At 62.2% G+C, this 24,013-nt stretch carries 19 protein-coding genes and 2 tRNA genes; 14 read left to right on the top strand and 7 right to left on the bottom strand.

From position 1 onward, the window contains the following. The first annotated feature begins 164 nt into the window (after positions 1-164). The 4 genes from M5C71_RS24470 to M5C71_RS24455 all read left to right on the top strand — a co-directional run bounded on the left by M5C71_RS24470 (position 165) and on the right by M5C71_RS24455 (position 4,910). Positions 165-518, top strand: coding sequence for an MGMT family protein (locus M5C71_RS24470; RefSeq protein WP_100938638.1), 354 nt, complete (start codon positions 165-167; stop codon positions 516-518). Between the two features lie 43 nt (positions 519-561). After that, positions 562-2,106 (top strand): AmpG family muropeptide MFS transporter, encoded by a 1,545-nt coding sequence (locus M5C71_RS24465; protein WP_177099804.1) that lies wholly within the window; start codon positions 562-564, stop codon positions 2,104-2,106. A 117-nt stretch (positions 2,107-2,223) separates the two neighbouring features. Beyond that, positions 2,224-3,939, top strand: coding sequence for a proline--tRNA ligase (locus M5C71_RS24460; protein ID WP_248768901.1), 1,716 nt, complete (start codon positions 2,224-2,226; stop codon positions 3,937-3,939). Between the two features lie 17 nt (positions 3,940-3,956). After that, positions 3,957-4,910, top strand: coding sequence for a hypothetical protein (locus tag M5C71_RS24455; RefSeq protein ID WP_248745162.1), 954 nt, complete (start codon positions 3,957-3,959; stop codon positions 4,908-4,910). A gap of 30 nt (positions 4,911-4,940) precedes the next feature. Here M5C71_RS24455 and dinB read toward each other — a convergent pair whose 3' ends face one another. Further along, positions 4,941-6,002 carry a DNA polymerase IV gene (gene dinB, locus M5C71_RS24450; RefSeq protein ID WP_248768900.1) on the bottom strand — a complete coding sequence of 354 codons (1,062 nt, stop codon included), beginning with the start codon at positions 6,000-6,002 and terminating at the stop codon, positions 4,941-4,943. Positions 6,003-6,296: 294 nt separating this feature from the next. Between dinB and M5C71_RS24445 the strand changes: the two genes are divergently transcribed. The 4 genes from M5C71_RS24445 (at position 6,297) to M5C71_RS24430 (ending at position 10,847) form a co-directional block, all read left to right on the top strand. Beyond that, a tRNA-Met gene (locus tag M5C71_RS24445) sits at positions 6,297-6,373 on the top strand. A gap of 196 nt (positions 6,374-6,569) precedes the next feature. Further along, a tRNA-Met gene (locus M5C71_RS24440) sits at positions 6,570-6,646 on the top strand. Positions 6,647-6,924: 278 nt separating this feature from the next. After that, the gene (gene mprF, locus M5C71_RS24435) at positions 6,925-9,567 is read left to right on the top strand and encodes a bifunctional lysylphosphatidylglycerol flippase/synthetase MprF (RefSeq protein ID WP_103496424.1); all 2,643 of its coding nucleotides are present in this window, start codon (positions 6,925-6,927) and stop codon (positions 9,565-9,567) included. Then, on the top strand, positions 9,567-10,847 hold the full coding sequence (locus M5C71_RS24430; RefSeq protein WP_103496423.1) for an AcvB/VirJ family lysyl-phosphatidylglycerol hydrolase: 1,281 nt from the start codon (positions 9,567-9,569) through the stop codon (positions 10,845-10,847). Before mprF ends, M5C71_RS24430 begins: the two co-directional genes overlap by 1 nt. A gap of 75 nt (positions 10,848-10,922) precedes the next feature. Here the strand turns inward: M5C71_RS24430 and M5C71_RS24425 are convergent, their stop codons facing one another. Next, positions 10,923-12,824 (bottom strand): potassium transporter Kup, encoded by a 1,902-nt coding sequence (locus tag M5C71_RS24425; RefSeq protein WP_152740244.1) that lies wholly within the window; start codon positions 12,822-12,824, stop codon positions 10,923-10,925. Between the two features lie 302 nt (positions 12,825-13,126). On the opposite strand from M5C71_RS24425, the gene rimO reads away from it, so the two are divergent. The 5 genes from rimO to M5C71_RS24400 all read left to right on the top strand — a co-directional run bounded on the left by rimO (position 13,127) and on the right by M5C71_RS24400 (position 17,193). Then, positions 13,127-14,464 (top strand): 30S ribosomal protein S12 methylthiotransferase RimO, encoded by a 1,338-nt coding sequence (rimO, locus tag M5C71_RS24420; protein WP_103496420.1) that lies wholly within the window; start codon positions 13,127-13,129, stop codon positions 14,462-14,464. 102 nt (positions 14,465-14,566) lie between these two features. Beyond that, positions 14,567-15,016, top strand: coding sequence for a GNAT family N-acetyltransferase (locus M5C71_RS24415; RefSeq protein WP_152740243.1), 450 nt, complete (start codon positions 14,567-14,569; stop codon positions 15,014-15,016). Between the two features lie 75 nt (positions 15,017-15,091). Then, positions 15,092-15,802: an rRNA pseudouridine synthase gene (locus M5C71_RS24410; protein WP_103496418.1), complete on the top strand. Its 711-nt coding sequence runs from the start codon at positions 15,092-15,094 to the stop codon at positions 15,800-15,802. A 54-nt stretch (positions 15,803-15,856) separates the two neighbouring features. Then, positions 15,857-16,318 carry a DUF1456 family protein gene (locus M5C71_RS24405; RefSeq protein ID WP_103496417.1) on the top strand — a complete coding sequence of 154 codons (462 nt, stop codon included), beginning with the start codon at positions 15,857-15,859 and terminating at the stop codon, positions 16,316-16,318. A 104-nt stretch (positions 16,319-16,422) separates the two neighbouring features. After that, complete coding sequence (locus M5C71_RS24400; protein ID WP_103496416.1) at positions 16,423-17,193, top strand: SDR family oxidoreductase; 771 nt, start codon at positions 16,423-16,425, stop codon at positions 17,191-17,193. Positions 17,194-17,326: 133 nt separating this feature from the next. Here M5C71_RS24400 and M5C71_RS24395 read toward each other — a convergent pair whose 3' ends face one another. Further along, on the bottom strand, positions 17,327-18,424 hold the full coding sequence (locus tag M5C71_RS24395; protein WP_248768906.1) for a PLP-dependent cysteine synthase family protein: 1,098 nt from the start codon (positions 18,422-18,424) through the stop codon (positions 17,327-17,329). A 316-nt stretch (positions 18,425-18,740) separates the two neighbouring features. On the opposite strand from M5C71_RS24395, the gene nhaA reads away from it, so the two are divergent. Beyond that, positions 18,741-19,925, top strand: coding sequence for a Na+/H+ antiporter NhaA (nhaA, locus tag M5C71_RS24390; protein WP_248768899.1), 1,185 nt, complete (start codon positions 18,741-18,743; stop codon positions 19,923-19,925). A 154-nt stretch (positions 19,926-20,079) separates the two neighbouring features. Here the strand turns inward: nhaA and M5C71_RS24385 are convergent, their stop codons facing one another. From M5C71_RS24385 to M5C71_RS24370, 4 genes are all read right to left on the bottom strand, one after another. Further along, positions 20,080-20,544, bottom strand: a complete 465-nt coding sequence (locus M5C71_RS24385) for a glycine zipper 2TM domain-containing protein (protein ID WP_103496413.1) — start codon at positions 20,542-20,544, stop codon at positions 20,080-20,082. A gap of 292 nt (positions 20,545-20,836) precedes the next feature. After that, positions 20,837-21,484, bottom strand: coding sequence for a pyridoxamine 5'-phosphate oxidase (gene pdxH / locus M5C71_RS24380; RefSeq protein WP_103496412.1), 648 nt, complete (start codon positions 21,482-21,484; stop codon positions 20,837-20,839). A 25-nt stretch (positions 21,485-21,509) separates the two neighbouring features. Then, on the bottom strand, positions 21,510-22,742 hold the full coding sequence (locus tag M5C71_RS24375; RefSeq protein ID WP_248768898.1) for an OmpA family protein: 1,233 nt from the start codon (positions 22,740-22,742) through the stop codon (positions 21,510-21,512). 110 nt (positions 22,743-22,852) lie between these two features. Continuing rightward, entirely contained in the window at positions 22,853-23,998 is a 1,146-nt protein-coding gene (locus M5C71_RS24370; protein WP_248768897.1) for a serine hydrolase domain-containing protein, read from the bottom strand. Positions 23,999-24,013 lie beyond the last annotated feature (15 nt).

Here is a 24,013-nt window from a genome sequence, read left to right as displayed (position 1 = left end):
AGCAGAGAGAGGACTCGGGTTTGCGGAAAAAAACCGGCATTATCCCGCAGGGCAATACCTTGACCAAAGAGTGACCGACTGAACGACACCCTAGTTCAATAATCACCCATGACTCACAGAAATAACCTACACAAGCAGCCAGATCCCCGAACAGGACTGCCTCAATGACCGACGACAGCAGCGGCGGCGAAAGCCCTGCACAGATGCGCCGCACCGCCCTCTACCTGACCCTGGCGCAAGTGCCCGAAGGCCGGGTCGTGACCTATGGCCAACTGGCCGAGCTGGCGGGTCTGGGGCGTGCCGCCCGTTTTGTCGGACGGACCTTGAGCCAGTTGCCCGCCGATACGAGCCTGCCCTGGCATCGGGTGCTGGGTGCCGGCGGTCGGATCAGCCTGCCCGCCGGCAGCCCCTCCGGCGACGAACAACGCGCCCGGCTGCGGACTGAAGGCCTGACGGTCCTGAACAATCGTGTCGATATCAAGCGCCATGGCTGGCGCCCGATAGAGCACAGCGGTTAGAGTGCGCGCTTTGTTTCCGTTAACCTGAGGCAGATTCCAGCCCATGCCCCGTAAAACCTGGCGCGCCGCGCTCGCCGCTTATGCCAGCCCCTCGACACTCGTGCTCCTGCTGCTCGGTTTCGCCGCCGGTCTGCCTTATATGTTGGTGTTTTCCACGCTTTCCGTCTGGCTGCGTGAAGCCGGCGTGGCCCGTGAAACCATCGGTTATGCCAGCCTGATCGGCCTCGCCTACGCCTTCAAATGGGTCTGGTCGCCGCTGCTCGACCAATGGCGCCTGCCGTTGCTCGGAAAACTCGGGCGCCGCCGTTCCTGGTTGGTGCTGGCGCAGATCCTGATCGTCCTCGGGTTGATCGGCATGGGTTTCTGCGATCCGCAGAAACACCTGTCCTGGCTGATCGCCATTGCTGTTGTCGTGGCCTTCGCCTCCGCGACCCAGGACATCGCGGTGGACGCCTATCGCCTGGAAATCGCCAACGACAGCCAGCAGGCCGCCCTGGCTGCCAGCTATATGTCGGGGTATCGGGTTGCCGCCCTGCTGGCCACCGCTGGCGCGCTGTTTATCGCCGAAGGTTTCGGTTCCACCGGCTTCAGCTACAAGCATTCGGCCTGGACCGGCACCTACGTGCTGTTCGGCCTGCTGATGATTCCGGCGCTGCTCACCACCTTCTTCATGCGCGAACCGCCAGTGCCGCTAAGGACCCAGCTCTCCGCCGGGCGCTACAGCTTCGTGCACCAGCTGTCCTCGGTCTTCGTGCTGATCGTCCTGCTGGTCTCGGTACCGGCGATGTTTACCCAGCTCTACAACACCGATTTCGCCAGCGTGCTGTTCCAGGGCCGGAGCATGCTTGACCTGCTGCTGGAAGACCGTGCCTTCCTGCGCGCTATCCTCTATACCATCCTCACCACCCTCTGCCTGTCGAGCATGGGCCGTCGCGGCCTGGCGCCGGTGCTGACGCCGGTCAACGACTTTATCGTCCGTTATCGCTGGCAGGCCCTGCTATTGCTGGGGCTGATCGCCACCTATCGGATGTCGGACACGGTGATGGGCGTGATGGCCAACGTGTTCTATATCGACCAGGGCTTTACCAAGGACCAGATCGCCGGGGTCAGCAAGATCTTCGGCCTGATCATGACCCTGATCGGGGCCGGCATGGGCGGCCTGCTGATCGTGCGCTTCGGCATCCTGCCGATCCTGTTCATCGGCGGCGCGGCCTCGGCGGCGACCAACCTGCTGTTCATGCTGCTGGCCGATATGGGCCCGAACCTGAAGATGCTGATTGTCACCATCTCCCTGGACAACTTCAGTTCGGGCCTGGCGACCTCGGCCTTCGTCGCCTATCTGTCGAGCCTGACCAACCTGAAGTTCTCCGCCACCCAGTACGCCCTGCTCAGTTCGATCATGCTCCTGCTGCCGCGCCTGATCGGCGGTTATTCCGGGGTGATGGTGGAAAAGTTCGGCTACCACAAGTTCTTCATCATTACCGCCGTGATGGGTATTCCGACCCTGATCCTGATCGCCCTGCACTGGTATCAGTCCAGCCGTGGCGAAGGCGCGATACCCACCGCCGTCGGCGAAGAAACCCCGTAAATACAGGCCCGCACCGCTCTCCCCCGGAGCGGTGCGGCGACACGCCTGTACGTCGCCGGATCACACCCGTACAATGCTCAGTCATTTTCAGTCATCAGCAAGCGACAACGGCCAACCATGCGCACCAGTCAATATTTGCTCGCCACACAGAAAGAAACACCTTCCGACGCGGTCGTGATCAGCCATCAGCTGATGCTGCGCGCCGGGATGATCCGCAAACTCGCTTCCGGCCTGTACACCTGGCTGCCCATGGGCCTGCGTGTCATGCGCAAGGTCGAAGCCATCGTGCGCGAGGAAATGAACGCGGCCGGCGCCCTGGAAGTGCTGATGCCCGGCATCCAGCCGGCTGAACTGTGGCAGGAATCCGGTCGTTGGGAACAATATGGCCCTGAGCTGCTGCGCCTGAAAGATCGCCACGACCGCGACTTCTGTGCCGGCCCTACCCACGAAGAAGTGATCACCGATCTGTGCCGCAACGAGCTGAGCAGCTACAAGCAGTTGCCGATCAACCTGTACCAGATCCAGACCAAGTTCCGTGACGAAATCCGCCCACGCTTCGGCCTGATGCGCGGTCGCGAATTCATCATGAAGGACGCCTACTCCTTCCACGTCGACCAGGCCTCGCTGCAGGTCACCTACGACCGCATGCACCAGGCGTACTGCAATGTCTTTACCCGCCTGGGCCTGAAGTTCCGCCCCGTGGAAGCGGACAACGGCTCCATCGGCGGCGCCGGCTCCCATGAGTTCCACGTACTGGCCGAGTCCGGCGAAGACGATATCGTCTTCAGCAACGGCTCCGAGTACGCGGCGAATATCGAGAAGGCCGAAGCCGTGCCTCGCGAAACCTCGCGCCCGGCGCCGACCGAAGCCCTGCGCCTGGTCGACACCCCTGATGCAAAAACCATTGCGCAGTTGGTCGAAGGCTACAACCTGGCAATCGAAAAGACCGTCAAGACCCTGATCGTCCACGCCGAAGAAGAAGGCAAGCTGATTGCCCTGATCATCCGCGGCGATCACGAGTTGAACGAAATCAAGGCCGCCAACCAGCCAGGCGTTGCCAGCCCGCTGGTCATGGCTTCCGATGCCGAACTGCGTGACGCCATCGGTGCCGGTGCCGGCTCCCTCGGCCCGTTGAACCTGCCGCTGCCGATCATCATCGACCGTTCGGTCGAGCTGATGAGCGACTTCGGTATCGGCGCCAACATCGACGACAAGCACTACTTCGGCGTCAACTGGGAACGTGACCTGCCCGTACCGACCGTGGCCGACCTGCGCAACGTCGTGGCCGGCGATCCGAGCCCGGACGGCAAGGGCACCCTGGAGATCAAGCGCGGCATCGAAGTCGGCCACATCTTCCAGCTGGGCACCAAGTACAGCGAAGCGATGAAGTGCCAGGTCCTGGGCGAAAACGGCAAGCCGGTAACCCTGACCATGGGCTGCTACGGTATTGGCGTGTCCCGCGTGGTCGCTGCCGCCATCGAGCAGAACAACGACGCCAACGGCATCATCTGGAGCGACTCCCTGGCGCCGTTCCAGATCGCCCTGGTACCGCTGCGCTATGAAACCGAACAGGTTCGCGAAGCCACCGACAAGCTCTACGCCGAATTGACGGCCGCCGGCTTCGAAGTGCTGCTGGACGACCGCGACAAGAAAACCAGCCCGGGCATCAAGTTCGCCGACATGGAACTGATCGGCATTCCCCATCGGATCGTGGTCAGCGACCGCGGCCTGGCCGAAGGCAACCTGGAATACAAGAGCCGCACCGAGGCCGAGGCGCACGCGCTGCCGGTCGCCGACGTGCTGTCCTTCCTTCAGGCCCGTATCCGTCGCTGAGTCCAGATAGAGCGCCCATGTTCAATCGAAGTACCTTAGCCCTCGGGGGCGCCGCCTTGTGCGGCGCCCTGCTGGTCAGCGGCTGCGCCAACCAGATGTCACAACGCAGCGAGCATGAAGAGCGTGTCGAGCGCAAACTGCTCGCTCACAGCCTGCAGATCGATGTCGGTGACCCCAAGGTTCTCGAGCTGCCGCAACGTCGCGTGCGGATTCACGAGCAGAAGACCTTCGAAGTCACCGAATTCGATGTTACCCGTCGTTATGATCGCTACACGCCTTATCAAGGCTGGCGCAAGGTCTATGAAATGCCGCTCGGGGCCCTGGCCCTGATCGGTGGCGCCGCTGCCAATGTGGCCAATATCTTTGCCCTCGGCCATATGCCGGACAGCATGACCCATGGCTGGCTCAAGGACGGCATCGACGGCCTCAATCCGTTCATGAACGTCGAGTCTGGCGGCCGTGCCCAGCAGAACCTGGCCGGGGTCGAGGAAATCCAGCGCGACAAGCGCACGGAATACTCGAGCCTGCCGTGGTCCGAACGCCCGGTGGAAGTCGTCGCCGGCAAACAGACCGCCGAGCTGACCACCGACCGTAATGGCGTGCTGCGCCTCAACCTGCTGGACAGCCCGTTTGCCGAGCAGGACCTGTATCGCATCGGCAACCTGCAGATCCGCGTGGAAGATGCCCAGGGTGAAATTCACTCGGACTCCAGCCTGTCCATCAGCAGCAAGCTGCGCGGCAAGCTGCTGGAGGCCCATGACCTGATCTACAACGACCTGGAGGGTGACGACGTCAACCAATGGGTACATCGGGTCAAGCGCCTGTCGGAGTTGGGGCTGGAGGACGAAGCCAGCGAACTGGAGCAGAGCCTGATCGAACTGACCCGTAACGATCCCGAGTTGCAGCGTGAGTTTCTCAAGACCCTGACCAAAAAAGCCGGGCGGCTGGTGGCGGATCCCGCGGCCAACTGAAGCGTTCGAGCGGGCTGAAGACTAATCGCTTCAGCCGCTGAACAACTCCAGCTGTTCATGCCCACCGCGCAAATCCTGCAAACGCACACCAATCCCCAACAACCGCACCGGCCGTTCGCCTCGGGCAAAAGCCTGGCTCAGCAACTGCCGATAGCTCTCCAGATCCCGCCCTGCCCCAGCCTGCTCCAGGGTCGTCTGGGTAAAGTCGTGGAACTTCACTTTGACGAAGGGCTTGCCCGGCCGATAGCTGCTGTCGAGTCGGGCAATGCGCCCGGCGAGGGTTTCCATCAGTTCGGGGAGTTTTTCCAGGCAACTGGCGAGGTCCGGCAAGTCGGCATCGTAGGTGTTTTCGACACTCACCGACTGCCGCCGGCTATCGTTGTGCACCAGCCGCTCATCGATGCCCCGGGCCAATCCCCACAGGCGCTCGCCAAAACTGCCGAACTCGCGGACCAGGGCCAACTTGCCCCATTCGCACAATTGCAGGCAATCGGTAATTCCCAACCGCCCAAGCTTGTCCGCCGTGACCTTGCCGACCCCGTGCAGCTTGTTGACCGGCAAGCCGGCAACGAAGTCCTCCACCTGATCCGGTGTGATCACAAACAATCCGTTGGGCTTTTTCCAGTCGCTGGCGATCTTGGCCAGAAACTTGTTCGGCGCCACTCCGGCGGAGACGGTGATATGCAATTGCTTGGAGACCCGGCGCCGGATGTCCTGGGCAATGCGTGTCGCGCTGCCGGCAAAGTGCGGGCTGTCGGACACGTCGAGGTAGGCTTCATCCAGGGACAAGGGCTCGATCAGATCGGTGTAGTCGCGAAAGATCGCCTGGATATCCTTCGACGCTTCCTTATAGGCATCCATGCGCGGCTTGACGATGACCAGGTCCGGACACAGGCTCAAGGCATGCCGCGACGACATCGCCGAACGCACGCCAAAGGCTCGCGCCTCGTAATTGCAGGTGGCAATCACCCCCCGCCGATCCGCTGAACCGCCCACCGCCATGGGCTTACCGGCCAGGCTCGGGTTATCACGCATCTCGATGGCGGCGTAGAAGCAATCACAGTCGACGTGGATGATTTTGCGTTGCGTCATGAAAACACAGGTTCATTCAGGGAGCGGAAACACTACAGGCCAGCAGTATCTCACCGACACCTGTATATAGCACCAGTAGTTTGATTCTTCCTCTTTACTTGTAGGAAACAACCCCTATGAATTTATTTTTTCAATCGAAAAGCACTCGTCGATAGAGCTGGAAGCCTTGCCCAGCATGGCCCCGAGCCCCGATGAAGAGCCCACCTCAAGCGCTAAGCGGTTGAACAATAAAGGGGTTTTCCTCAATTAGGGTTTGACAGCCCAGCGTTTCTCTGTAGAATGCCGACACACAGACGCGGGATGGAGCAGTCTGGTAGCTCGTCGGGCTCATAACCCGAAGGTCGTCGGTTCAAATCCGGCTCCCGCAACCAAACATCAAAAAAGGCTACTCGAAAGAGTGGCCTTTTTTGTGCGTGGGTGTTTTTACCTGGCAGCCTGAAAAAACCTTGATTGTCTGACACTTAGCGAAAGCAGCCGGTCAAATCGAGGTTTTGCACATTATTTTGACCAAACGGACCATTAACGGTTGACACCCCGCCGTTCGGCTGTAGAATGCCGCCACACAGACGCGGGATGGAGCAGTCTGGTAGCTCGTCGGGCTCATAACCCGAAGGTCGTCGGTTCAAATCCGGCTCCCGCAACCAAATATCAGAAAAGGCTGCTCGAAAGAGTGGCCTTTTTTGTATCCGCCGAAAAAACTTTCATCCAATCAAGGCAGGACGGATCGAACCCTCGACGGATAACGCAGTCAATGGGTGCACAGGCTAAGCTGAATCCGCAACAAACTTCCTCTACAACAGCCCGGGGCGTGGGTCGCCGTACAACGGCCAGACACGTTAATATTTGCAATTATTTTGTCCATAGGGATTGGTAACTTGGCTGGATACCCCCATCCTGTCGCGCACAATCCTAGAGGTGATTGATGCGCGCCAACTCGTCCGAACCACACGATACTGTTACAGCAACACACCCGATCTCCGCCAACCGTCTCCGTTGGCTGGATCTGTTGAGCAAGTACCGGCAGTCCGTCGGCCTGGCCATCACTCTGTTCCTGTTCGCTATCGCCCTGATCGCCTGTCGCCACCTGTTGATCGAACTCGACCTGGACGCCCTGCACGATTCGATTCTCAGCGTGCCCAAGCCAGCATTGGCCGGCGCCCTGGCGGCGACCGCCATCGGCTTCATTATCCTGCTGGGCTATGAGTGGTCCGCCAGCCGTTACGCTGATGTACAACTGCCGAAGCGCACTCTGGCACTCGGCGGTTTCACCGCCTTCGCCATCGGCAACGCCATTGGTTTGTCGCTGCTGTCCGGCGGTTCGGTGCGCTATCGACTCTATGCCCGTTTCGGCCTGGGGGCCGCCGAAGTCGCGCGGATGACCCTGTTCGCCAGTCTCTCGCTGGGTTGCGCGCTGCCCCCCCTGGCCGCCCTGGCAACCCTGAGCAACCTGCCCGCGGCGTCCGAAGCCCTGCACTTGCCCATCTATCTCCTCGGCGGCATCGCCGTGGTCGTGCTGGCCTTGACCGCCCTGCTGGCGGTCGGCATCTATCGCCGGCGCCTGCCGGAACAACCGATCAAGGACAACCTGCTGGTCAAGGTCGGACGTCGCACCCTGCGCCTGCCGAGTGCCCGCCTGACCCTGCTGCAACTGGTGATTACCGCCCTGGACGTGGCCGCCGCGGCGACCGTGCTCTATCTGCTGTTGCCCGTAGCCCCACCGTTCGGCGCCTTCCTGCTGGTGTACCTGCTGGCCCTGGCCGCCGGTGTGCTCAGCCATGTGCCCGGCGGCGTGGGCGTGTTCGAAGCCATCCTGCTGGCCGCCTTTGCCAATGAGCTGGGCGCCGCACCGCTGGCCGCCGCGCTGCTGCTCTATCGCCTGATCTATGTGCTGTTGCCCTTGTTGCTGGCCTGCCTGGCCCTGCTGAGTACCGAAGCCCAGCGGCTGATGAGTACCCGCCAGAGCATGCGGGTGGCATCGGGTTTCGCGGCACCGATCCTCGCCGTACTGGTGTTCCTGTCCGGTGTGGTCCTGCTGTTCTCCGGCGCGACCCCGGAAATCGACACACGCCTGGAAGGCATCGACTTCCTGGTACCGGACCGCCTGATCGACGCCTCGCACTTCGGCGCCAGCCTGGTGGGCGTGTTGTGCCTGCTGCTGGCCCAGGGCCTGCGTCGACGCCTGTCCGCCGCCTGGATGCTGACCATGACCTTGCTGCTGGTGGGCGCCCTGCTCTCGCTGCTCAAGGGTTTCGACTGGGAAGAAGCCAGCATGCTGACGGCCACCGCCTGCCTGCTGGGGATTTTCCGCCGCTCCTTCTATCGACCCAGCCGCCTCACCGAACTGCCGTTCTCGCCACTCTATTTAGTGGCCAGTCTCTGCGTACTCGGTGCCTCGGTCTGGCTGCTGCTGTTCGCCTACCAGGACGTGCCCTACAGCCACGAGCTGTGGTGGCAGTTCGCGCTGGATGGTGATGCCCCCCGTGGCCTGCGTTCACTGCTGGGGGCCGCCGTGGTCCTGGTCGCCGTTTCGCTGACCTGGTTGCTGCGTACCGCGCGCCCGGTGATCCACCAGCCCACGCCCGATGAAATGGAGCGGGCGGTCAAGGTGCTGATGGCCTCGGACCAGCCTGATGGCGGCCTGGCCCTGACCGGCGACAAGGCGTTCCTGTTCCACCCCACCGACACCGCTTTCCTGATGTACGCCCGTCGTGGCCGCAGCCTGGTGGCGCTGTATGACCCGATCGGCCCGGCGCGCCAGCGTGCCGAACTGATCTGGCAATTCCGCGACCTGTGCGACACCCATCATGCCCGTCCGGTGTTCTATCAGGTGCGTGCGGAAAACCTGCCGTACTACATGGACATCGGCCTGACCGCCATCAAGCTCGGCGAAGAAGCCCGGGTCGACCTGCATCGCTTTGACCTCGAGTCCAAGGGCAAGGAGATGAAGGACCTGCGCTACACCTGGAACCGTGGTAGCCGCGACGGCCTGTCGCTGGAGATCTACGAACCGGGGCAGGCGCCGCTGGATGAGCTCAAGGTCATCTCCGACGCCTGGCTCACCGGCAAGAACGTGCGCGAGAAAGGTTTCTCCCTGGGCCGTTTCAGCCCCGAGTACATCAACCACTTCCGCGTCGCGATCATCCATTTCGAGGGGCGCCCGGTGGCGTTCGCCAACCTGCTCGAGACCCACAGCCATGAACTGGCCAGTCTCGACCTGATGCGTTCGCACCCCGACGCCCCCAAGCTGACCATGGAGTTCTTGATGGTTGGCCTGATTCAGCATTATAAGGCTCACGGATACGCGCGTTTCAGCCTTGGGATGGTCCCGCTGTCAGGCCTGCAACCACGGCGTGGCGCACCACTGACCCAGCGTCTGGGCTCGATGGTGTTCCAACGCGGCGAGCAGCTCTACAACTTCCAGGGCCTGCGTCGTTTCAAGGACAAGTTCCAGCCTGATTGGGAACCCCGTTACATGGCCGTGCCGGCAGGGCTTGATCCGCTGGTCGCATTGGCCGATACCGCTGCCCTGATTGCAGGCGGCTTGACTGGATTGGTGAAACGCTGATGATTCAACGCTCCTGGCGGTTGTTACTGGTAATCGTGCTGCTCCTGGCCGCGCTTGCGGGAGGCGGCTACTGGTTCTGGAACCGCCCTCCACCGGAACCTACTCTCGAACACTTGAGCCAGGCCGACGGTTCGACCCTGACCCGCCTGACCCCTGGCACGACACCCAAGGCCCAGGTAGTCGTGGCGACCCTCGCCGAAGACGCCCTGAGCGACACACAGTTGTCCGCACTGAGTCGCAGTGGCGCGGCGCTGATCGTCCAGGTGATCCTGCCCAAGGACAACTGCACACTGCAGCAGAAGGTCCTGGACAGTGCCTTGCAGCAACTGAAAGGCCCGGCGACCCTGGTCAGCGGTATCGGTCCGGGCGCGTCCCTGGCCTGGAACTGGCTGGCGTCCCAGACCAGCGACAAGGCCCAGGCGATCTCGGTGGGCTTCGTCCTCGATCAACCGGATTGCACGACCCCGGTACCGAAGACCGCGGCCCACGGCCACTGGCTGGTGGCCTGGAACGACGGCCCGGATGATCCGAGCGCGGCGTTCGTGCGCGACCAGGCGAATGCCGAAACCAGCATCAGCGACTACGACATCAAGCTGCCCCAGGTGTTGAACAACGAACTGCGCAAGATGCTGGTGGGTACGGACAACGGCGGCCTGGCCATTCCGGTGGTGGAAGTCCCGGCGGACAAGACCAGCGACACCGTGACCCTGTTCCTCTCCGGCGACGGCGGCTGGCGTGACCTGGACCGCGACGCGGCGGGTTATATGTCGAAGATGGGCTACCCGGTGGTGGGCATCGATACCCTGCGCTACTACTGGCAGCACAAGAGCCCGGAACAGACGGCTGCCGACCTGACCGAACTGATGCAGCACTACCGGCAGAAATGGGGTGCCAAGCGCTTCGTCCTGGCCGGCTACTCCTTTGGTGCCGACGTACTGCCGGCGATCTATAACCGCCTGCCGGAAAACGAGCAGCAGCGGGTCGACGCGATCATCCTGCTGGCGTTCGCCCGCAGCGGCAGTTTCGAGATTCACGTTGACGGCTGGTTGGGCAAGGCCGGCATGGAACTCGATACTGGCCCGGACATGGCCAAGCTGCCGGCAGCCAAGGTGCTGTGTATCTATGGCCAGGACGAAGTGAAGGAAAGTGGCTGCACCACCACCACCGCGGTGGGAGAGGCCGTCAAGCTGCCAGGGGGTCATCACTTCGACGAGAACTACCCGGCGCTGGCCAAGCGATTGGTGGATGCTATCCAGAAGCGTCAGGTCAAAAGCGAATGATGTGAGCCCTGTAGGGGCCCAAAGAAAAAGCCCCCGCTGCCGCAAGGCAACGGGGGCTTTTTCATACCCGTGGAATCAGATCTCGACCTGGGTCCCCAGTTCGATCACCCGGTTCACCGGCAACTTGAAGAAACGCAGGTTACCGTTGGCATTCTTCAGCATGAAGGCAAACAGACTCTCCCTCCAGCGCGCCATCCCGACGATCTTCGACGCTATCACCGTCTCACGGCTGAGGAAGTAGGTGGTGCGCATCGGACTGAAATCCAGCTCGTCCAGATGACACAGCTTCAGCGCCTCAGGCACATCCGGCTCATCGATAAAACCGAAGTGCAGGATGACCCGGAAGAACCCCTCGCCATAGGCATCGACCTCGAACCGTCGCTGCGTCGGCACCCGCGGAATATCCTCGTACACCACCGTCAGCAACACCACCTGCTCATGCAGCACCTGGTTATGCAGCAAGTTGTGCAACAACGCATGGGGCACCGCATCCGGCCGTGCGGTCAGGAACACCGCCGTACCCTGCACCCGATGAGGCGGCTGCACGCGAATACTGCCAATAAAGATCGGCAACGGCAGGCCCCCTTCGTCGAGGCGGTCCATCAGCAGCTCCTTGCCGCGTTTCCAGGTGGTCATGAGGATAAACAGCACGATCCCCGCCAATACCGGGAAGGCACCGCCCTGGACGATCTTGGGCACGTTGGCGGCGAAGAACAGCCCGTCCACCAGCAGGAAGCCCACCAGGATCGGCACGGTCAGGATCGGCGACCATTTCCACAGCAGCAGCATCACCGCCGCCACCAGGATACTGGTGATCAGCATGGTCCCGGTCACCGCCACGCCATAAGCCGAGGCCAGGGCGTTGGAGGAGCCAAACCCGATCACCAGCAGGATCACGCCGATCATCAGGGTCCAGTTCACCGCACCGATGTAGATCTGCCCCTGCTCGGCACTCGAGGTGTGCTGGATATGCATGCGCGGGATGTAGCCCAACTGGATCGCCTGGCGGGTCAGGGAGAACGCCCCGGAGATCACCGCCTGGGAAGCGATCACCGTCGCCAGGGTCGACAGCACCACCAACGGCACCAAGGCCCAGGCCGGCGCCAGCAGATAGAAGGGGTTGCGCGCCGCGTCCGGGCTTCCCAGCAGCAAGGCGCCCTGGCCGAAGTAGTTCAGGACCAGCGCCGGCAGCACCAGGGCGAACCAGGCGCGAGCGATTGGCTTGCGACCGAAGTGGCCCATATCGGCATACAAGGCTTCGGCACCGGTCAACGCCAGCACCACCGCCCCCAGAATCGTCACACCCATGCCCGGGTGAATGACAAAGAAGTGCACGCCCCACATCGGGTTCAACGCGCTCAGTACTTCAGGGTGCAGGGAAATACCATAGGCGCCCATGACCCCCAGTACCACGAACCACGCCACCATCACCGGCCCGAACAGCTTGCCGATACTCGCGGTGCCATGCCTCTGGATCAGGAACAACGCCACCAGCACCACCAGCGACAGCGGTACCACCCAATGCTCCAACCCGTCGAAGGCAATTTCCAGACCCTCGACCGCCGAGAGCACCGAGATCGCCGGCGTGATCATGCTGTCGCCATAGAACAGTGCCGCGCCGATCAACCCAAGAACCACCAGCGTCGACTGCAATTTCGGGTATGACGCCGATGCTCGCCGCGCCAACGCGGTCAGGGCCATGATCCCGCCCTCGCCCTGGTTGTCGGCCCGCAGGATAAACAGCACATACTTGATCGAGACCACCCAGACCAGCGACCAGAAGATCAGTGCCAGAATCCCGAAGACACCGTCATGGTCGACCGGCACCCCGTAACCACCAGTGAACACCTCCTTGAGGGTATATAACGGGCTGGTGCCGATGTCGCCGTACACCACCCCTACCGCCGCTACCAGCATACCCAACGGCTTTGCCGTCGAGTGCCCGACCTGCCCCTCACTCACTGCCTGACCACCCATCAACTACTCCTACACCCCGGAATAAGGCTTCTTTCAAGAAGCACTATTTGCTTTTTCACGCAGCATGCGCTGTTTTTCTTACAGTTGCCGACGATTTATAAGTCATCGGATATTTGAAACAAAAAATGACAGCAACTCGCATCGGGCGAAGCATAGCGCAGCACTCGTCGCATTTCCCTGCATAAAGCTGGTCAAGTGCCTCGGCCATCGCTAGAATTGCGCACTTTTTGATCAGAGGCGCATCAGCGCCCACGCGACGCCCTTGTCCCAAGTGGCTCGACACCCTAATACCGAGGTTAGACATGTCCACCCCTACCGCGCCAGCCAACCCCAAAGTCGGCTTCGTATCCCTGGGTTGCCCGAAAGCACTGGTCGACTCCGAGCGCATCCTTACGCAACTGCGCATGGAAGGCTATGACGTGGTGTCCACCTACCAGGACGCCGACGTCGTGGTGGTCAACACCTGCGGCTTTATCGACAGCGCCAAGGCCGAGTCCCTGGAAGTGATCGGCGAAGCCATCAAGGAAAACGGCAAGGTGATCGTCACCGGCTGCATGGGTGTCGAAGAAGGCAATATCCGCAAGGTGCACCCCAGCGTGCTGGCCGTCACCGGCCCGCAGCAGTACGAGCAGGTAGTCAATGCCGTGCACGAAGTCGTGCCGCCGCGCCAGGACCACAACCCGCTGATCGACCTGGTGCCGCCGCAAGGCATCAAGCTGACCCCGCGCCACTACGCCTACCTGAAGATTTCCGAAGGCTGCAACCATAGCTGCAGCTTCTGCATCATCCCATCGATGCGCGGCAAGCTGGTCAGCCGTCCGGTGGGTGACGTACTCGACGAGGCCCAGCGCCTGGTCAAGTCCGGGGTCAAGGAACTGCTGGTGATCTCCCAGGACACCAGCGCCTACGGCGTCGACGTGAAGTACCGTACCGGCTTCTGGAACGGCGCTCCGGTGAAAACCCGCATGACCGAGTTGTGCGAAGCCCTCGGCAGCCTGGGCGTGTGGGTACGCCTGCACTACGTCTACCCATACCCCCATGTCGACGAACTGATCCCGTTGATGGCCGCCGGCAAGATCCTGCCGTACCTGGACATCCCGTTCCAGCATGCCAGCCCGAAAGTGCTCAAGTCGATGAAACGCCCGGCGTTCGAAGACAAGACCCTGGCGCGGATCAAGAACTGGCGGGAAATCTGTCCGGACCTGATCATCCGCTCGACCTTTATCGTCGGTTTCCCCGGCGAGACCGAGGAAGACTTCCAGTACCTGCTCGACTGGCTGACCGAAGCCCAGCTCGACCGCGTCGGCTGCTTCCAGTACTCGCCGGTCGAAGGCGCACCGGCCAACGACCTTGGCCTGGACGTGGTCCCGGATGACGTCAAGCAGGAGCGCTGGGATCGCTTCATGGCCCATCAACAGGCCATCAGCACCGCCCGCCTGCAACTGCGCATCGGCCGCGATATCGAAGTGCTGATCGACGAAGTCGACGAACAGGGTGCGGTCGGTCGCTGCTTCTTCGACGCCCCGGAAATCGACGGCAACGTGTTCATCGAAGGCGCCGGCGATCTCAAGCCCGGCGACAAGGTCTGGTGCCGGGTCACCGACGCCGACGAATACGACCTCTGGGCTGAAACGATCTAAGCTGTAAATAATCTGAAAAGCCCCGCTCTTTCAACGAGATGCGGGGCTTTTTTACGGCTATAGTCTGGCGTGTGTACAACCGCGATGGAAGGAATCTGCTACATGCCCCAGCTCCCGGTGATCCAAACCCCCAAGCCCGGTGACTACCCGGAACTGGCCCAGCTCTGGGAAGACTCGGTGCGCGCTACCCATGACTTCCTGCCGGACAGTTATCTCCAACTGCTGAAGAACATGCTGCTGACCCACTACCTGGATGCGGTCATGCTGGTCTGTACCCGCGATTCGCGTCAGCGCATCACCGGTTTTGCCGGGGTCGCGGCGGGCAAGGTCGAAATGCTGTTCATCGCCCCGCACGCACGCGGCACGGGCTTGGGCAAGCTGTTGCTGCGCTACGCCATCGAACACCTGAATGCCGATGAACTGGACGTCAACGAACAGAACGCCCAGGCCGTCGGTTTCTACTTCAAGCAGGGCTTCGAGGTGATCGGTCGCTCGGAGAAGGATGGCATGGGCCAGCCCTATCCTTTGCTGCATCTGCGCCTCAAGCGCTGAGTGCGACAAATGTTGCCGGGCTTAACCGGCGCCAGGCAGGTACAATAGCCGCCCCCCTTTTTTACGGCCGCCGTCATGTCTGAACCCACTCGCCTTTCCAAACGCCTGATCGAGCTGGTCGGCTGCTCCCGTCGGGAGGCCGAACTGTTCATCGAAGGCGGCTGGGTCACGGTCGATGGCGAAGTCATCGACGAGCCGCAGTTCAAGGTCCAAGCCCAGAAAGTCGAACTGGACCCCGAAGCCAAGGCCACCGCCCCGGAGCCGGTGACCCTGTTGCTGCACCAACCGGTCGGCCTGGACCCCGAGGCGGCCATGCAACTGCTGCACGCCGAGACGCTCTCCGAGGAACACCGCTATGGCAAGCGTCCGCTCAAGGGGCACTTCCTGCGCCTGACCGCGGGTGCCGACCTGCAAGCCGGCGCCAGCGGCCTGGTGGTGTTCACCCAGGACTGGAAAATCCTCCGCAAGCTCACCGCCGACACGGCCAAGATCGAGCAGGAATATGTGGTGGAAGTCAGCGGCGATATCGTCGAGCACGGTCTCAACCGCCTGAGCCATGGCCTGACCTACAAGGGCCGCGAGTTGCCCGCGGTGAAAGCCAGCTGGCAGAACGAGAACCGCCTGCGTTTCGCGATGAAAAACCCGCAACCCGGGGTGATCGCGCTGTTTTGCCAGGCGGTCGGGCTCAAGGTCGTGTCCATCCGTCGGATCCGTATCGGCGGCGTCTCCATCGGCAAGGTGCCCGTTGGCCAATGGCGCTACCTGTCGACCAAGGAAAAATTCTAATCCCCGCTTCAACGTCGCGCAGATGCGCGGCGTCTACCTCTCAGGATGGTTCACATGATTCACAACGACGTACTGCGTAGCGTGCGCTACATGCTCGACATCAGCGACAACAAGGTCGTCGAGCTCATCAAGCTGACCGGCTTCGAAGTGGCCAAGGCCGATGTCATCACCTACCTGAAAAAGGATGAGGAAGAAGGCTTCGTGCATTGCCCGGACGAGGTCATGGCGCACTTTCTCGATGGCCTGGTGATCTTCAAGCGCGGCAAGGACGAAAGCCGTCCGGCGCTGCCGGTCGAGCTGCCGGTGACCAACAACATCATTCTGAAAAAACTGCGGGTCGCCTTCGAACTGAAGGAAGACGACATGCACGCCATTCTCAAGGCCGCCGAGTTCCCGGTGTCCAAGCCCGAGCTGAGCGCACTGTTCCGCAAGTTCGGCCACACCAACTACCGTCCCTGCGGCGACCAGTTGCTGCGCAACTTCCTCAAGGGGCTGACGCTGCGCGTTCGCGGCTGATCCGCTTCGACGTGCATGGCGCATCATTGCGCCGCCCAATAGTGGCTCCGCTTTTGACTCCTGACGGCTAGGGTATCGATACCTTTTCGCACTCAGGATTCGCCATGCACCCTTACTTCTCCCTGCAAGGCCGCACCGCCCTGGTCACCGGCGGTACCCGTGGCATCGGCAAGATGATCGCCAAGGCCTTCGTCGAGGCCGGTGCCCACGTCTACGTCTGTGCCCGGGATGCCGAAGCCTGCCAGCAGACCGCCGATGAACTCGGCGCCCTCGGGCACTGTGAGGCCCTGGCCGCCAACCTGGCGACCGAGGAAGGCGTGCTGGCGCTGGCAACACGCCTGGGTGAGCGGATCGATCGACTGGATATCCTCGTCAACAACGCCGGCACCACCTGGGGCGCGCCGCTGGAGAGCTATCCGGTGAAGGGCTGGGAAAAGGTCATGCAACTGAACGTGACCTCTGTCTTCAACTGTATCCAGCAATTCCTGCCGTTATTGCGCAAGGCCGGTTCGGCGGCGAACCCGGCGCGAATCATCAATATCGGTTCGGTGGCGGGGATTTCTTCCTTCGGCGAGCAGGCCTATGCCTACGGCCCGAGCAAGGCGGCCCTGCATCAACTGTCACGGATTCTGGCGCGAGAACTGGTCAGCCAGCACATCAACGTCAATGTGATCGCGCCGGGACGCTTTCCGAGCAAGATGACCCAGCATATCGGCGCCGACGAGCAGGCGCTGGCCGAGGACACGGCGTTGATTCCCATGAAGCGCTGGGGGCGCGAGGAAGAGATGGCTGCGCTGGCGATCAGTTTGGCGAGTACCGCCGGGGCTTATATGACCGGGAATATAATCCCGCTGGATGGTGGCTTCAGCCTGTAATCACAGGAAATACCGAAGACTAACTTGTGGAACCCCATACCTGTGGGAGCAGAGCTTGCTCGCGAAGGGGCCCTTGTGGCCGCTAAAAGCTTCGCGGCGGCGCGGCGATCCGGCAAGCTCCGCTCCCACAAGTTCAGATCCCGGCCCGCAACACGCTCTCGGGCAGCGCCTCGCCGCGCTCGACACTGGCTGCCACACTCGCAATCAGGCCGTCCAGTTCATAGCCCTGGGTTTTCAGCCACTGCGGGTCGTAGTAGGTGGTGGCATAACGCTCGCCGCCGTCACAGAGGATCGCCACGATCGACCCGCTCTCTCCCGCCTGGAACATCTGCCGTGCCGCCATCAGCGCACCGACCAGGTTGGTGCCGCTGGAACCGCCGACCCGCCGCCCCAAACGCTGCGCCAGGTAATGCATGGCCGCCAGGGACAAGGCATCCGGCACCTTGACCATGGCATCGATCACCTTGGGCAGGAACGACGCCTCGACCCGTGGACGCCCGATCCCTTCGATCCGCGAACCGCAGTCCAGACGCAGGCCGGCGTCACCCGTCAGGTAAAAGTCAAAGAACACCGAACGCTCGGCATCGGCGCACAACACCCGGGTGCCATGCTGGCGATAACGCACATAACGACCGAGGGTCGCCGTGGTGCCGCCGGTACCTGGGCTGGAAATCAGCCAGCTCGGCTCCGGATGCCGCTCGAAACGCAGTTGCTGGAAAATCGACTCGGCGATGTTGTTGTTCGCACGCCAGTCAGTGGCCCGTTCGGCGTAGGTGAACTGATCCATGAAATGGCCGCCGCTCTCCCGGGCCAGGCGCTCGGACTCGGCATAGATCTGCGTCGGGTCCTGCACCAGGTGGCTCTTGCCACCGTAGAAGGCGATCTGCGCGATCTTTTCCTGGGACGTGGTGGCCGGCATTACCGCGATAAACGGCAGGCCCAGCAGGCGCGCGAAATAGGCTTCGGAGATTGCCGTCGAACCGCTGGACGCCTCGATCACCGGCGCGCCCGGACGCAGCCAGCCATTACACAGCGCATAGAGGAACAGCGAACGCGCCAGGCGATGCTTCAGGCTGCCGGTCGGATGGCTGGACTCGTCCTTGAAGTACAGCTCGATGCCCGGCAGGCCCGGCAGCGGCAAAGGGATCAGGTGGGTATCGGCACTGCGCTGGAAGTCGGCTTCAATGATCCGGATCGCTTCCCGGGCCCACTGTCGGTTGTCGCTCATGATGGGTACTCGTCTTGGAACGGAGGTGCTCGAAAGCACTGACGGCTGGCTGCGCCACTGGCCCAGGGCCAAACCGCTGAAGGATAAACAGAGATCGGAGCCCTGACAGGCTCCACGGCAATAATCCGTTAACTATAGGAAGTTTCCTACCGACCGCACAGATACAGTGAAGACGCAATTAGACACACAACTGCTAGGCTTTTGCGGTCAGCCCCTCAATCACCTACTTATAACAAAAAAGAATATAACTTTTGTTTTAACAACTAACAGTACGGGTTAGGGTGTCCTACCTTTTTGAATTCATCGATGGAGAGCGACCTTGCCTCTGCGTAGCACTTTCACCCGTTTCTTTCAGCTGGAAGCTGCCAGCGGCCTGCTATTGATTGCCGCCGCAGCCCTGGCCCTGATCATCAACAACTCGCCGTTGTCGCACCTCTACGCCGGTCTGCTGGACGTGCCGGTGGTGGCCCAGGTCGGCGCCCTGCAAATCGCCAAACCCCTGCTGCTGTGGATCAACGACGGCCTGATGGCATTGTTCTTCCTGCTGATCGGCCTGGAGGTCAAGCGCGAACTCCTCGAGGGCCATCTGTCCAAACCGTCCCAGGTGGTGCTGCCCGGTGCGGCGGCGATCGGCGGCATGGTGGTGCCGGCGCTGATCTACTGGTTCCTCAACCGTGACAATCCGGCGGCGCTCGACGGCTGGGCGATCCCCATGGCCACCGACATCGCCTTCGCCCTCGGGGTGCTGGCCTTGCTCGGCAAGCGGGTACCGGTGTCGCTGAAACTGTTCCTGATGACCCTGGCGATCATCGACGACCTGGGCGCGATCATCGTCATTGCAATCTTCTATTCCCATGAACTGTCGACATTGTCGCTGGCGCTGGCCGGGGCCTGCCTGGTGGCGCTGATCGCGATGAATCGCCTGGGAGTGGTCAAGCTCGGGCCCTATATGGTGATCGGCCTGATCCTCTGGGTCTGCGTGCTCAAGAGCGGTGTGCATGCGACGCTGGCCGGCGTGACCCTGGCGTTCTGCATTCCGCTGCGCACCCACAACGCCGAAGCCTCGCCATTGCTGAGCCTGGAGCATGCGCTGCATCCCTGGGTGGCGTTCGGCATCCTGCCGCTGTTCGCCTTTGCCAACGCCGGCGTGTCCCTGGCAGGCGTGAGCCTGGAAAGCTTTACCCACCACGTGCCGATGGGCATCGCCGCCGGCCTGCTGATCGGCAAGACGGTGGGCGTCTTCGGCCTGACCTGGCTGGCGGTCCGCGCCGGCCTCGCGGCGCTGCCCCACGGCGCCAACTGGGGGCAGGTGTTCGGCGTGGCGATCCTCTGCGGCATCGGTTTCACCATGAGCCTGTTCGTCGGCTCCCTGGCCTTTATACCGGGCAGCAGCGACTACGCCGGCATGGACCGCATGGGGATTCTCACCGGTTCGATCCTGGCGGCGGTGATCGGCTATGCCGTGATGGCGGGGGCCAGTCGCAAGCCCAAGGCGTCCGTGTAGCGTTCCGACAGAAGTTTTGACGGTCTCACGGGCCTCTTCGCGAGCAAGCTCTGCTCCTACAGGTTCGTGGTGATCGCCTAATCAGCGAACACCAGAAAAAGAAAACCCCGACCAGTTACCTGGCCGGGGTTTCTTTTTAAGGCTGATTGCAAAATCAGTGGGAAACGCGGCTGGTGCCACCCACGGTGGAAATACGCACGCGCTCGCCGACACGGAAGATTTCGTTCGGCTGAACTTCCTGCACATAGGCACGCATGCTGCCGTCGTCTTCACGTACGGTGATTTCAACACCCTGGGCGCTGGTCAGGCCTTTTTCAGCCATGTTGCCCAGCACGCCACCAGCGACCGCACCAATCACCGCCGTCACGATACTGCCACGGCCACCGCCGATGGCGCTGCCGCCGACACCACCTACAATTGCACCGGCACCGGCACCGATAGGCGAGTTGCTGCCTTCGATTTTCACTGGACGCAGCGACTCGATGGTGCCCATGCGAATGGTCTGCACGCGACGCGCTTCGTCACGGGAATAGGAATCGCCAGTCAGGCTGTTGGTGCAACCACCCAGCAACATCGCCATGGTGGAGAAGGAAGCAATCAACAAAACAGACTTACGCATAGGATCAACTCCAAAAGATATGACTTTAATTAAACTCCGCAGCTTGATCCCTGTCACGGCACCGCACGGATAAAATGATGTTCATTCAGCGCCAGTACAGCCTCGGCGCCCGGGAATTCGGAGCACATCAGACACTCGATGGAACGTGATCTGGCGCTACGGCTACCGGGAGACAGTGCAATACACAAAAAGTTCATATCTGAACTTCCGCGCAAATTCTGGGGGAAGCTTATCAAGCATCTGGCTTGGCGGCAGTGGTTTGAAACCACTGCCCCGGGAAATACAGGTCAGATCAAGGTGCCAGGCGCCGACGTGTCCAGTCCGCGCCGAGCAGGCGGTAGTCGAGCCGGTCATGCAGGCGACTGGCGCGACCTTGCCAGAATTCGATGCGCTCCGGCAGCAAACGATAACCGCCCCAATGCTCAGGGCAGTCGGGCTGGGTATCGCTGAAACGCGCTTCGGTGTTCTGGAGCAAGCCCTCGAGTTCCCCGCGATCGGCAATCACTCGGCTTTGCGGTGAAGCCCAGGCCCCCAACCGACTGCCCAGCGGGCGCACCTGGAAGTAGGCATCCGACTCCTGCGCCGAGACCTTGACCACCCGCCCCTCGATCCGCACCTGGCGTTCCAGTGTCGGCCAGAAGAAGGTCATCGCGGCAAAGGGACGGGCCGCCAGTTGCCGGCCCTTGTCGCTCTCATAGTTGGTGAAGAAGGTAAAACCCGCCTCGTCCAGGCCCTTGAGCAACAGGATGCGGCAATGCGGGCGCCCTTCCTCGTCCACCGTTGCCAGGGTCATGGCATTGGCCTCGACAGGCGCCTGCTCGGTCTTTACCGCCTCGGCAAACCACTGGTGGAACAGCGCAAACGGCTCGGCCGGGGCCAGGGCCTCGGTGAGACCGTCACGGGTGTAGTCTCGGCGCATATCCGCCAGGGCTTGAGTCATGGCGCGTTCCCTCTCGATCGTCAGGTCAGTTCTTGGTCGAGCTGTCGGTGCTGGCGTCTTTCTTCGCCGGCGCTGCAGCCTTGTCCGCCGCGGGCTTGGCCGCCGCTTTCTTGACCGGGGCCTTCTTGTGCACCGGGGCTTTCTTGGCCACGGCCTTGCCCTTGGCAGCCGCTTTCTTCGCCACAGGCGCAGCCACTGCCGGCTTGACGTCAGCAGCCGCCACCTGGGTGACCGGAAGCGGAGCCGGCATCGGAATGCTGTATTTGCTCAACAGCGCAACCATGGTGTTCTGCGGCGTCAGGATGATTTCCACACGACGGTTCAGGGCACGGCCTTCGCTGCTGTCGTTGGCGGCACGCGGCATGTCCGAGCCCATGCCACGCAGCATCAGGCGATCACGATGCAGGCCGCTGAGGCCGAAGATCGCGGCAACGGACTGAGCCCGTTGCTGGCTCAAGGCCTGGGTCGACTCGGCGCTGGAGCTGTTGTCACCATGGCCGAGGATCAGCACGGCGGTCTTGGGATCACCCTCGACGGTCTTGGCGATTCGGCTGAAAGGACCGAGGGTGACCGGCAGCAACATTTCCGGGCGTTTGGGGTTGTAGAAACCGTCCACGGGGGCAATGACCACCAGCACGTTTTCACGCCGCTCCAGCTTCAGGGAGCTGTCCTGGATGGCGATACGCAGGCGCGGCTCGTAGTCGTCGAGCCAGGCCTGGGTGATTTTCGGATCGGGCATCGGCACGGCCTTGACCGGCGGCTGGGCGGTTTCCTTGGCCTTGTCCGAGCTGCCGAACGGCCACCACCAGTGGGTAGCAGGATCGGTCTGCGGTGCTGGCGTCGTTGCGGCGGCAACCGCCGTGGCCAGTGGCACGGGCTTGTCCTGTGGCTTGGCGGCCGGCGCAGCAGCCTGGGCCGGGTCTTTCACGGCAGCCTTGTCGGACGAACCGAACGGCCACCACCAACTGCTGCCGGTATCCGCGCTGGCTGTCGGCGCGACTGCGGCGCTTGGAGCTGCGGGTGCCACGACAGGCGCTACCGGAGCACCGGCCTTGGCGGCGGCCACGGGTGCAGCAGGTTTGGCCGGGAGCTTGGCAGCATCCTTGGACGTGGCTACGGCTGCCGCAGGCGCGGCGGGTGTACCCGCGTTAGCTGTCGCCGGGGCTTGAGCAATGTCCTTGTCCGCACTTTGTGGAAGTTGCGCGCAACCGGTCACGGTCAGGCAGAGGGCCAGGGCGAGAGACTTGTTCGATGACATTGGATATCCACAAAATGAGATAGAGAAACAAGGGCCTTCGGCCCCATGAAACAGTGTATTAGAAAGCAAAAAAGTCACAGGGTTCCGGCCTACGACTTTATCCGCGCATTCTACAGACAGCCGGCAAGAATCCGTACTAGCTTCTGTGCCCGAGGGTCCATCAATACATAAGGCCCGAGGGTATTGGTGACAAAGCCGAAGGCGACATCGTATTCGGGGTCGGCAAAACCGACGGAGCCGCCGGCCCCCGGGTGGCCGAAGGCCCTGGCCCCGAGGCCGAACGTGGCGTTGGGCACATCCGGCTGATCGAGCATGCAGCCCAGGCCGAAACGGGTCTGGGTCAGCAGGGTCTTGTCCATGCCCAGGCTGTGCTGGCGGGTCAGTTCCTCGAGCATGTCGGCTTCCAGCAGGCGCCCGTCGAGCAGGCCGCTATAGAAGCCCGCCAGGCTCCGTGCATTGCCATGCCCGTTGGCGGCCGGTTGCTGCATGCGCCGCCACTCCGGCTTGTTGGTGCTGGTCATGATCGACGGTGGGTTGGTGAACGCCCGGGTGCTCATCGCCTCGGGTTCGCGCATCGTCACTTGCAGCAGGCGCTGGGCCGCCGCATCGCCGACATGGCCCTTGCCCCGGGCGATATGGGCGACGCGATGGAATTCTTCGTCCGCCAGGCCAACATGGAAGTCCAGGCCCAACGGCCGGGCAATCCGCGCCACGATCGACTCACCCGGCCCACGGCCATCGGCGCGTCGCAACAACTCGCCGACCAGCCAGCCATAGGTGATCGCGGCGTAGCCATGGCCCTCGCCGGGCGTCCACCAGGGGGATTCGGCCGCCAGGGCGTCGACCATGGTCTGCCAGTTGTAGAGCGCCTCGGGAGGCAGCAACTGGCGCAAGGCCGGCAAGCCGGCCTGATGGCAGAGCAACTGGCGCAGGGTGATACCGGACTTGCCGGCGGCGGCGAACTCGGGCCAATACTGGGCAACCGGAACATCCAGTTGCAGCTTACCCTCGGCCACCAGTTGCAGCGCGGTGACAGCGGTAAAGGTCTTGGTGCAGGAAAACAGGTTGGCGATGGTGTCGCTGTGCCAGGCCTCGGCGCCATCCTTGTCGGAGGAGCCGGCCCAGAGATCGACCACGGTTTCACCGCCGATCTGGATACAGAGCGCGGCACCGCGCTCCTGGGGATCGTCGAAAAGGGCCGCGAAGGCTTCGCGCACCGCCTCGAATTGAAGTTCGAAATGACCCTGAATCTGCACCCGTGACTCTCCCGC

Origin of the sequence: Pseudomonas sp. MWU12-2345 (assembly GCF_023242385.1) — a bacterium.
GTDB classification, from domain to species: domain Bacteria; phylum Pseudomonadota; class Gammaproteobacteria; order Pseudomonadales; family Pseudomonadaceae; genus Aquipseudomonas; species Aquipseudomonas gingeri_D.
Note: the sequence above shows the minus strand (reverse complement) of the source record. Positions and strands in the feature narration are given on the sequence as shown.

What these genes read in the sequence shown, in the direction of transcription:
- M5C71_RS24470 (WP_100938638.1), top strand. Translation starts at nt 165, where the DNA reads ATGACCGACGACAGCAGCGGCGGCGAAAGCCCTGCACAGATGCGCCGC.
- M5C71_RS24465 (WP_177099804.1), top strand. Translation starts at nt 562, where the DNA reads ATGCCCCGTAAAACCTGGCGCGCCGCGCTCGCCGCTTATGCCAGCCCC.
- M5C71_RS24460 (WP_248768901.1), top strand. Translation starts at nt 2,224, where the DNA reads ATGCGCACCAGTCAATATTTGCTCGCCACACAGAAAGAAACACCTTCC.
- M5C71_RS24455 (WP_248745162.1), top strand. Translation starts at nt 3,957, where the DNA reads ATGTTCAATCGAAGTACCTTAGCCCTCGGGGGCGCCGCCTTGTGCGGC.
- dinB (WP_248768900.1), bottom strand. Translation starts at nt 6,002, where the DNA reads ATGACGCAACGCAAAATCATCCACGTCGACTGTGATTGCTTCTACGCC.
- mprF (WP_103496424.1), top strand. Translation starts at nt 6,925, where the DNA reads ATGCGCGCCAACTCGTCCGAACCACACGATACTGTTACAGCAACACAC.
- M5C71_RS24430 (WP_103496423.1), top strand. Translation starts at nt 9,567, where the DNA reads ATGATTCAACGCTCCTGGCGGTTGTTACTGGTAATCGTGCTGCTCCTG.
- M5C71_RS24425 (WP_152740244.1), bottom strand. Translation starts at nt 12,824, where the DNA reads ATGGGTGGTCAGGCAGTGAGTGAGGGGCAGGTCGGGCACTCGACGGCA.
- rimO (WP_103496420.1), top strand. Translation starts at nt 13,127, where the DNA reads ATGTCCACCCCTACCGCGCCAGCCAACCCCAAAGTCGGCTTCGTATCC.
- M5C71_RS24415 (WP_152740243.1), top strand. Translation starts at nt 14,567, where the DNA reads ATGCCCCAGCTCCCGGTGATCCAAACCCCCAAGCCCGGTGACTACCCG.
- M5C71_RS24410 (WP_103496418.1), top strand. Translation starts at nt 15,092, where the DNA reads ATGTCTGAACCCACTCGCCTTTCCAAACGCCTGATCGAGCTGGTCGGC.
- M5C71_RS24405 (WP_103496417.1), top strand. Translation starts at nt 15,857, where the DNA reads ATGATTCACAACGACGTACTGCGTAGCGTGCGCTACATGCTCGACATC.
- M5C71_RS24400 (WP_103496416.1), top strand. Translation starts at nt 16,423, where the DNA reads ATGCACCCTTACTTCTCCCTGCAAGGCCGCACCGCCCTGGTCACCGGC.
- M5C71_RS24385 (WP_103496413.1), bottom strand. Translation starts at nt 20,544, where the DNA reads ATGCGTAAGTCTGTTTTGTTGATTGCTTCCTTCTCCACCATGGCGATG.
- pdxH (WP_103496412.1), bottom strand. Translation starts at nt 21,484, where the DNA reads ATGACTCAAGCCCTGGCGGATATGCGCCGAGACTACACCCGTGACGGT.
- M5C71_RS24375 (WP_248768898.1), bottom strand. Translation starts at nt 22,742, where the DNA reads ATGTCATCGAACAAGTCTCTCGCCCTGGCCCTCTGCCTGACCGTGACC.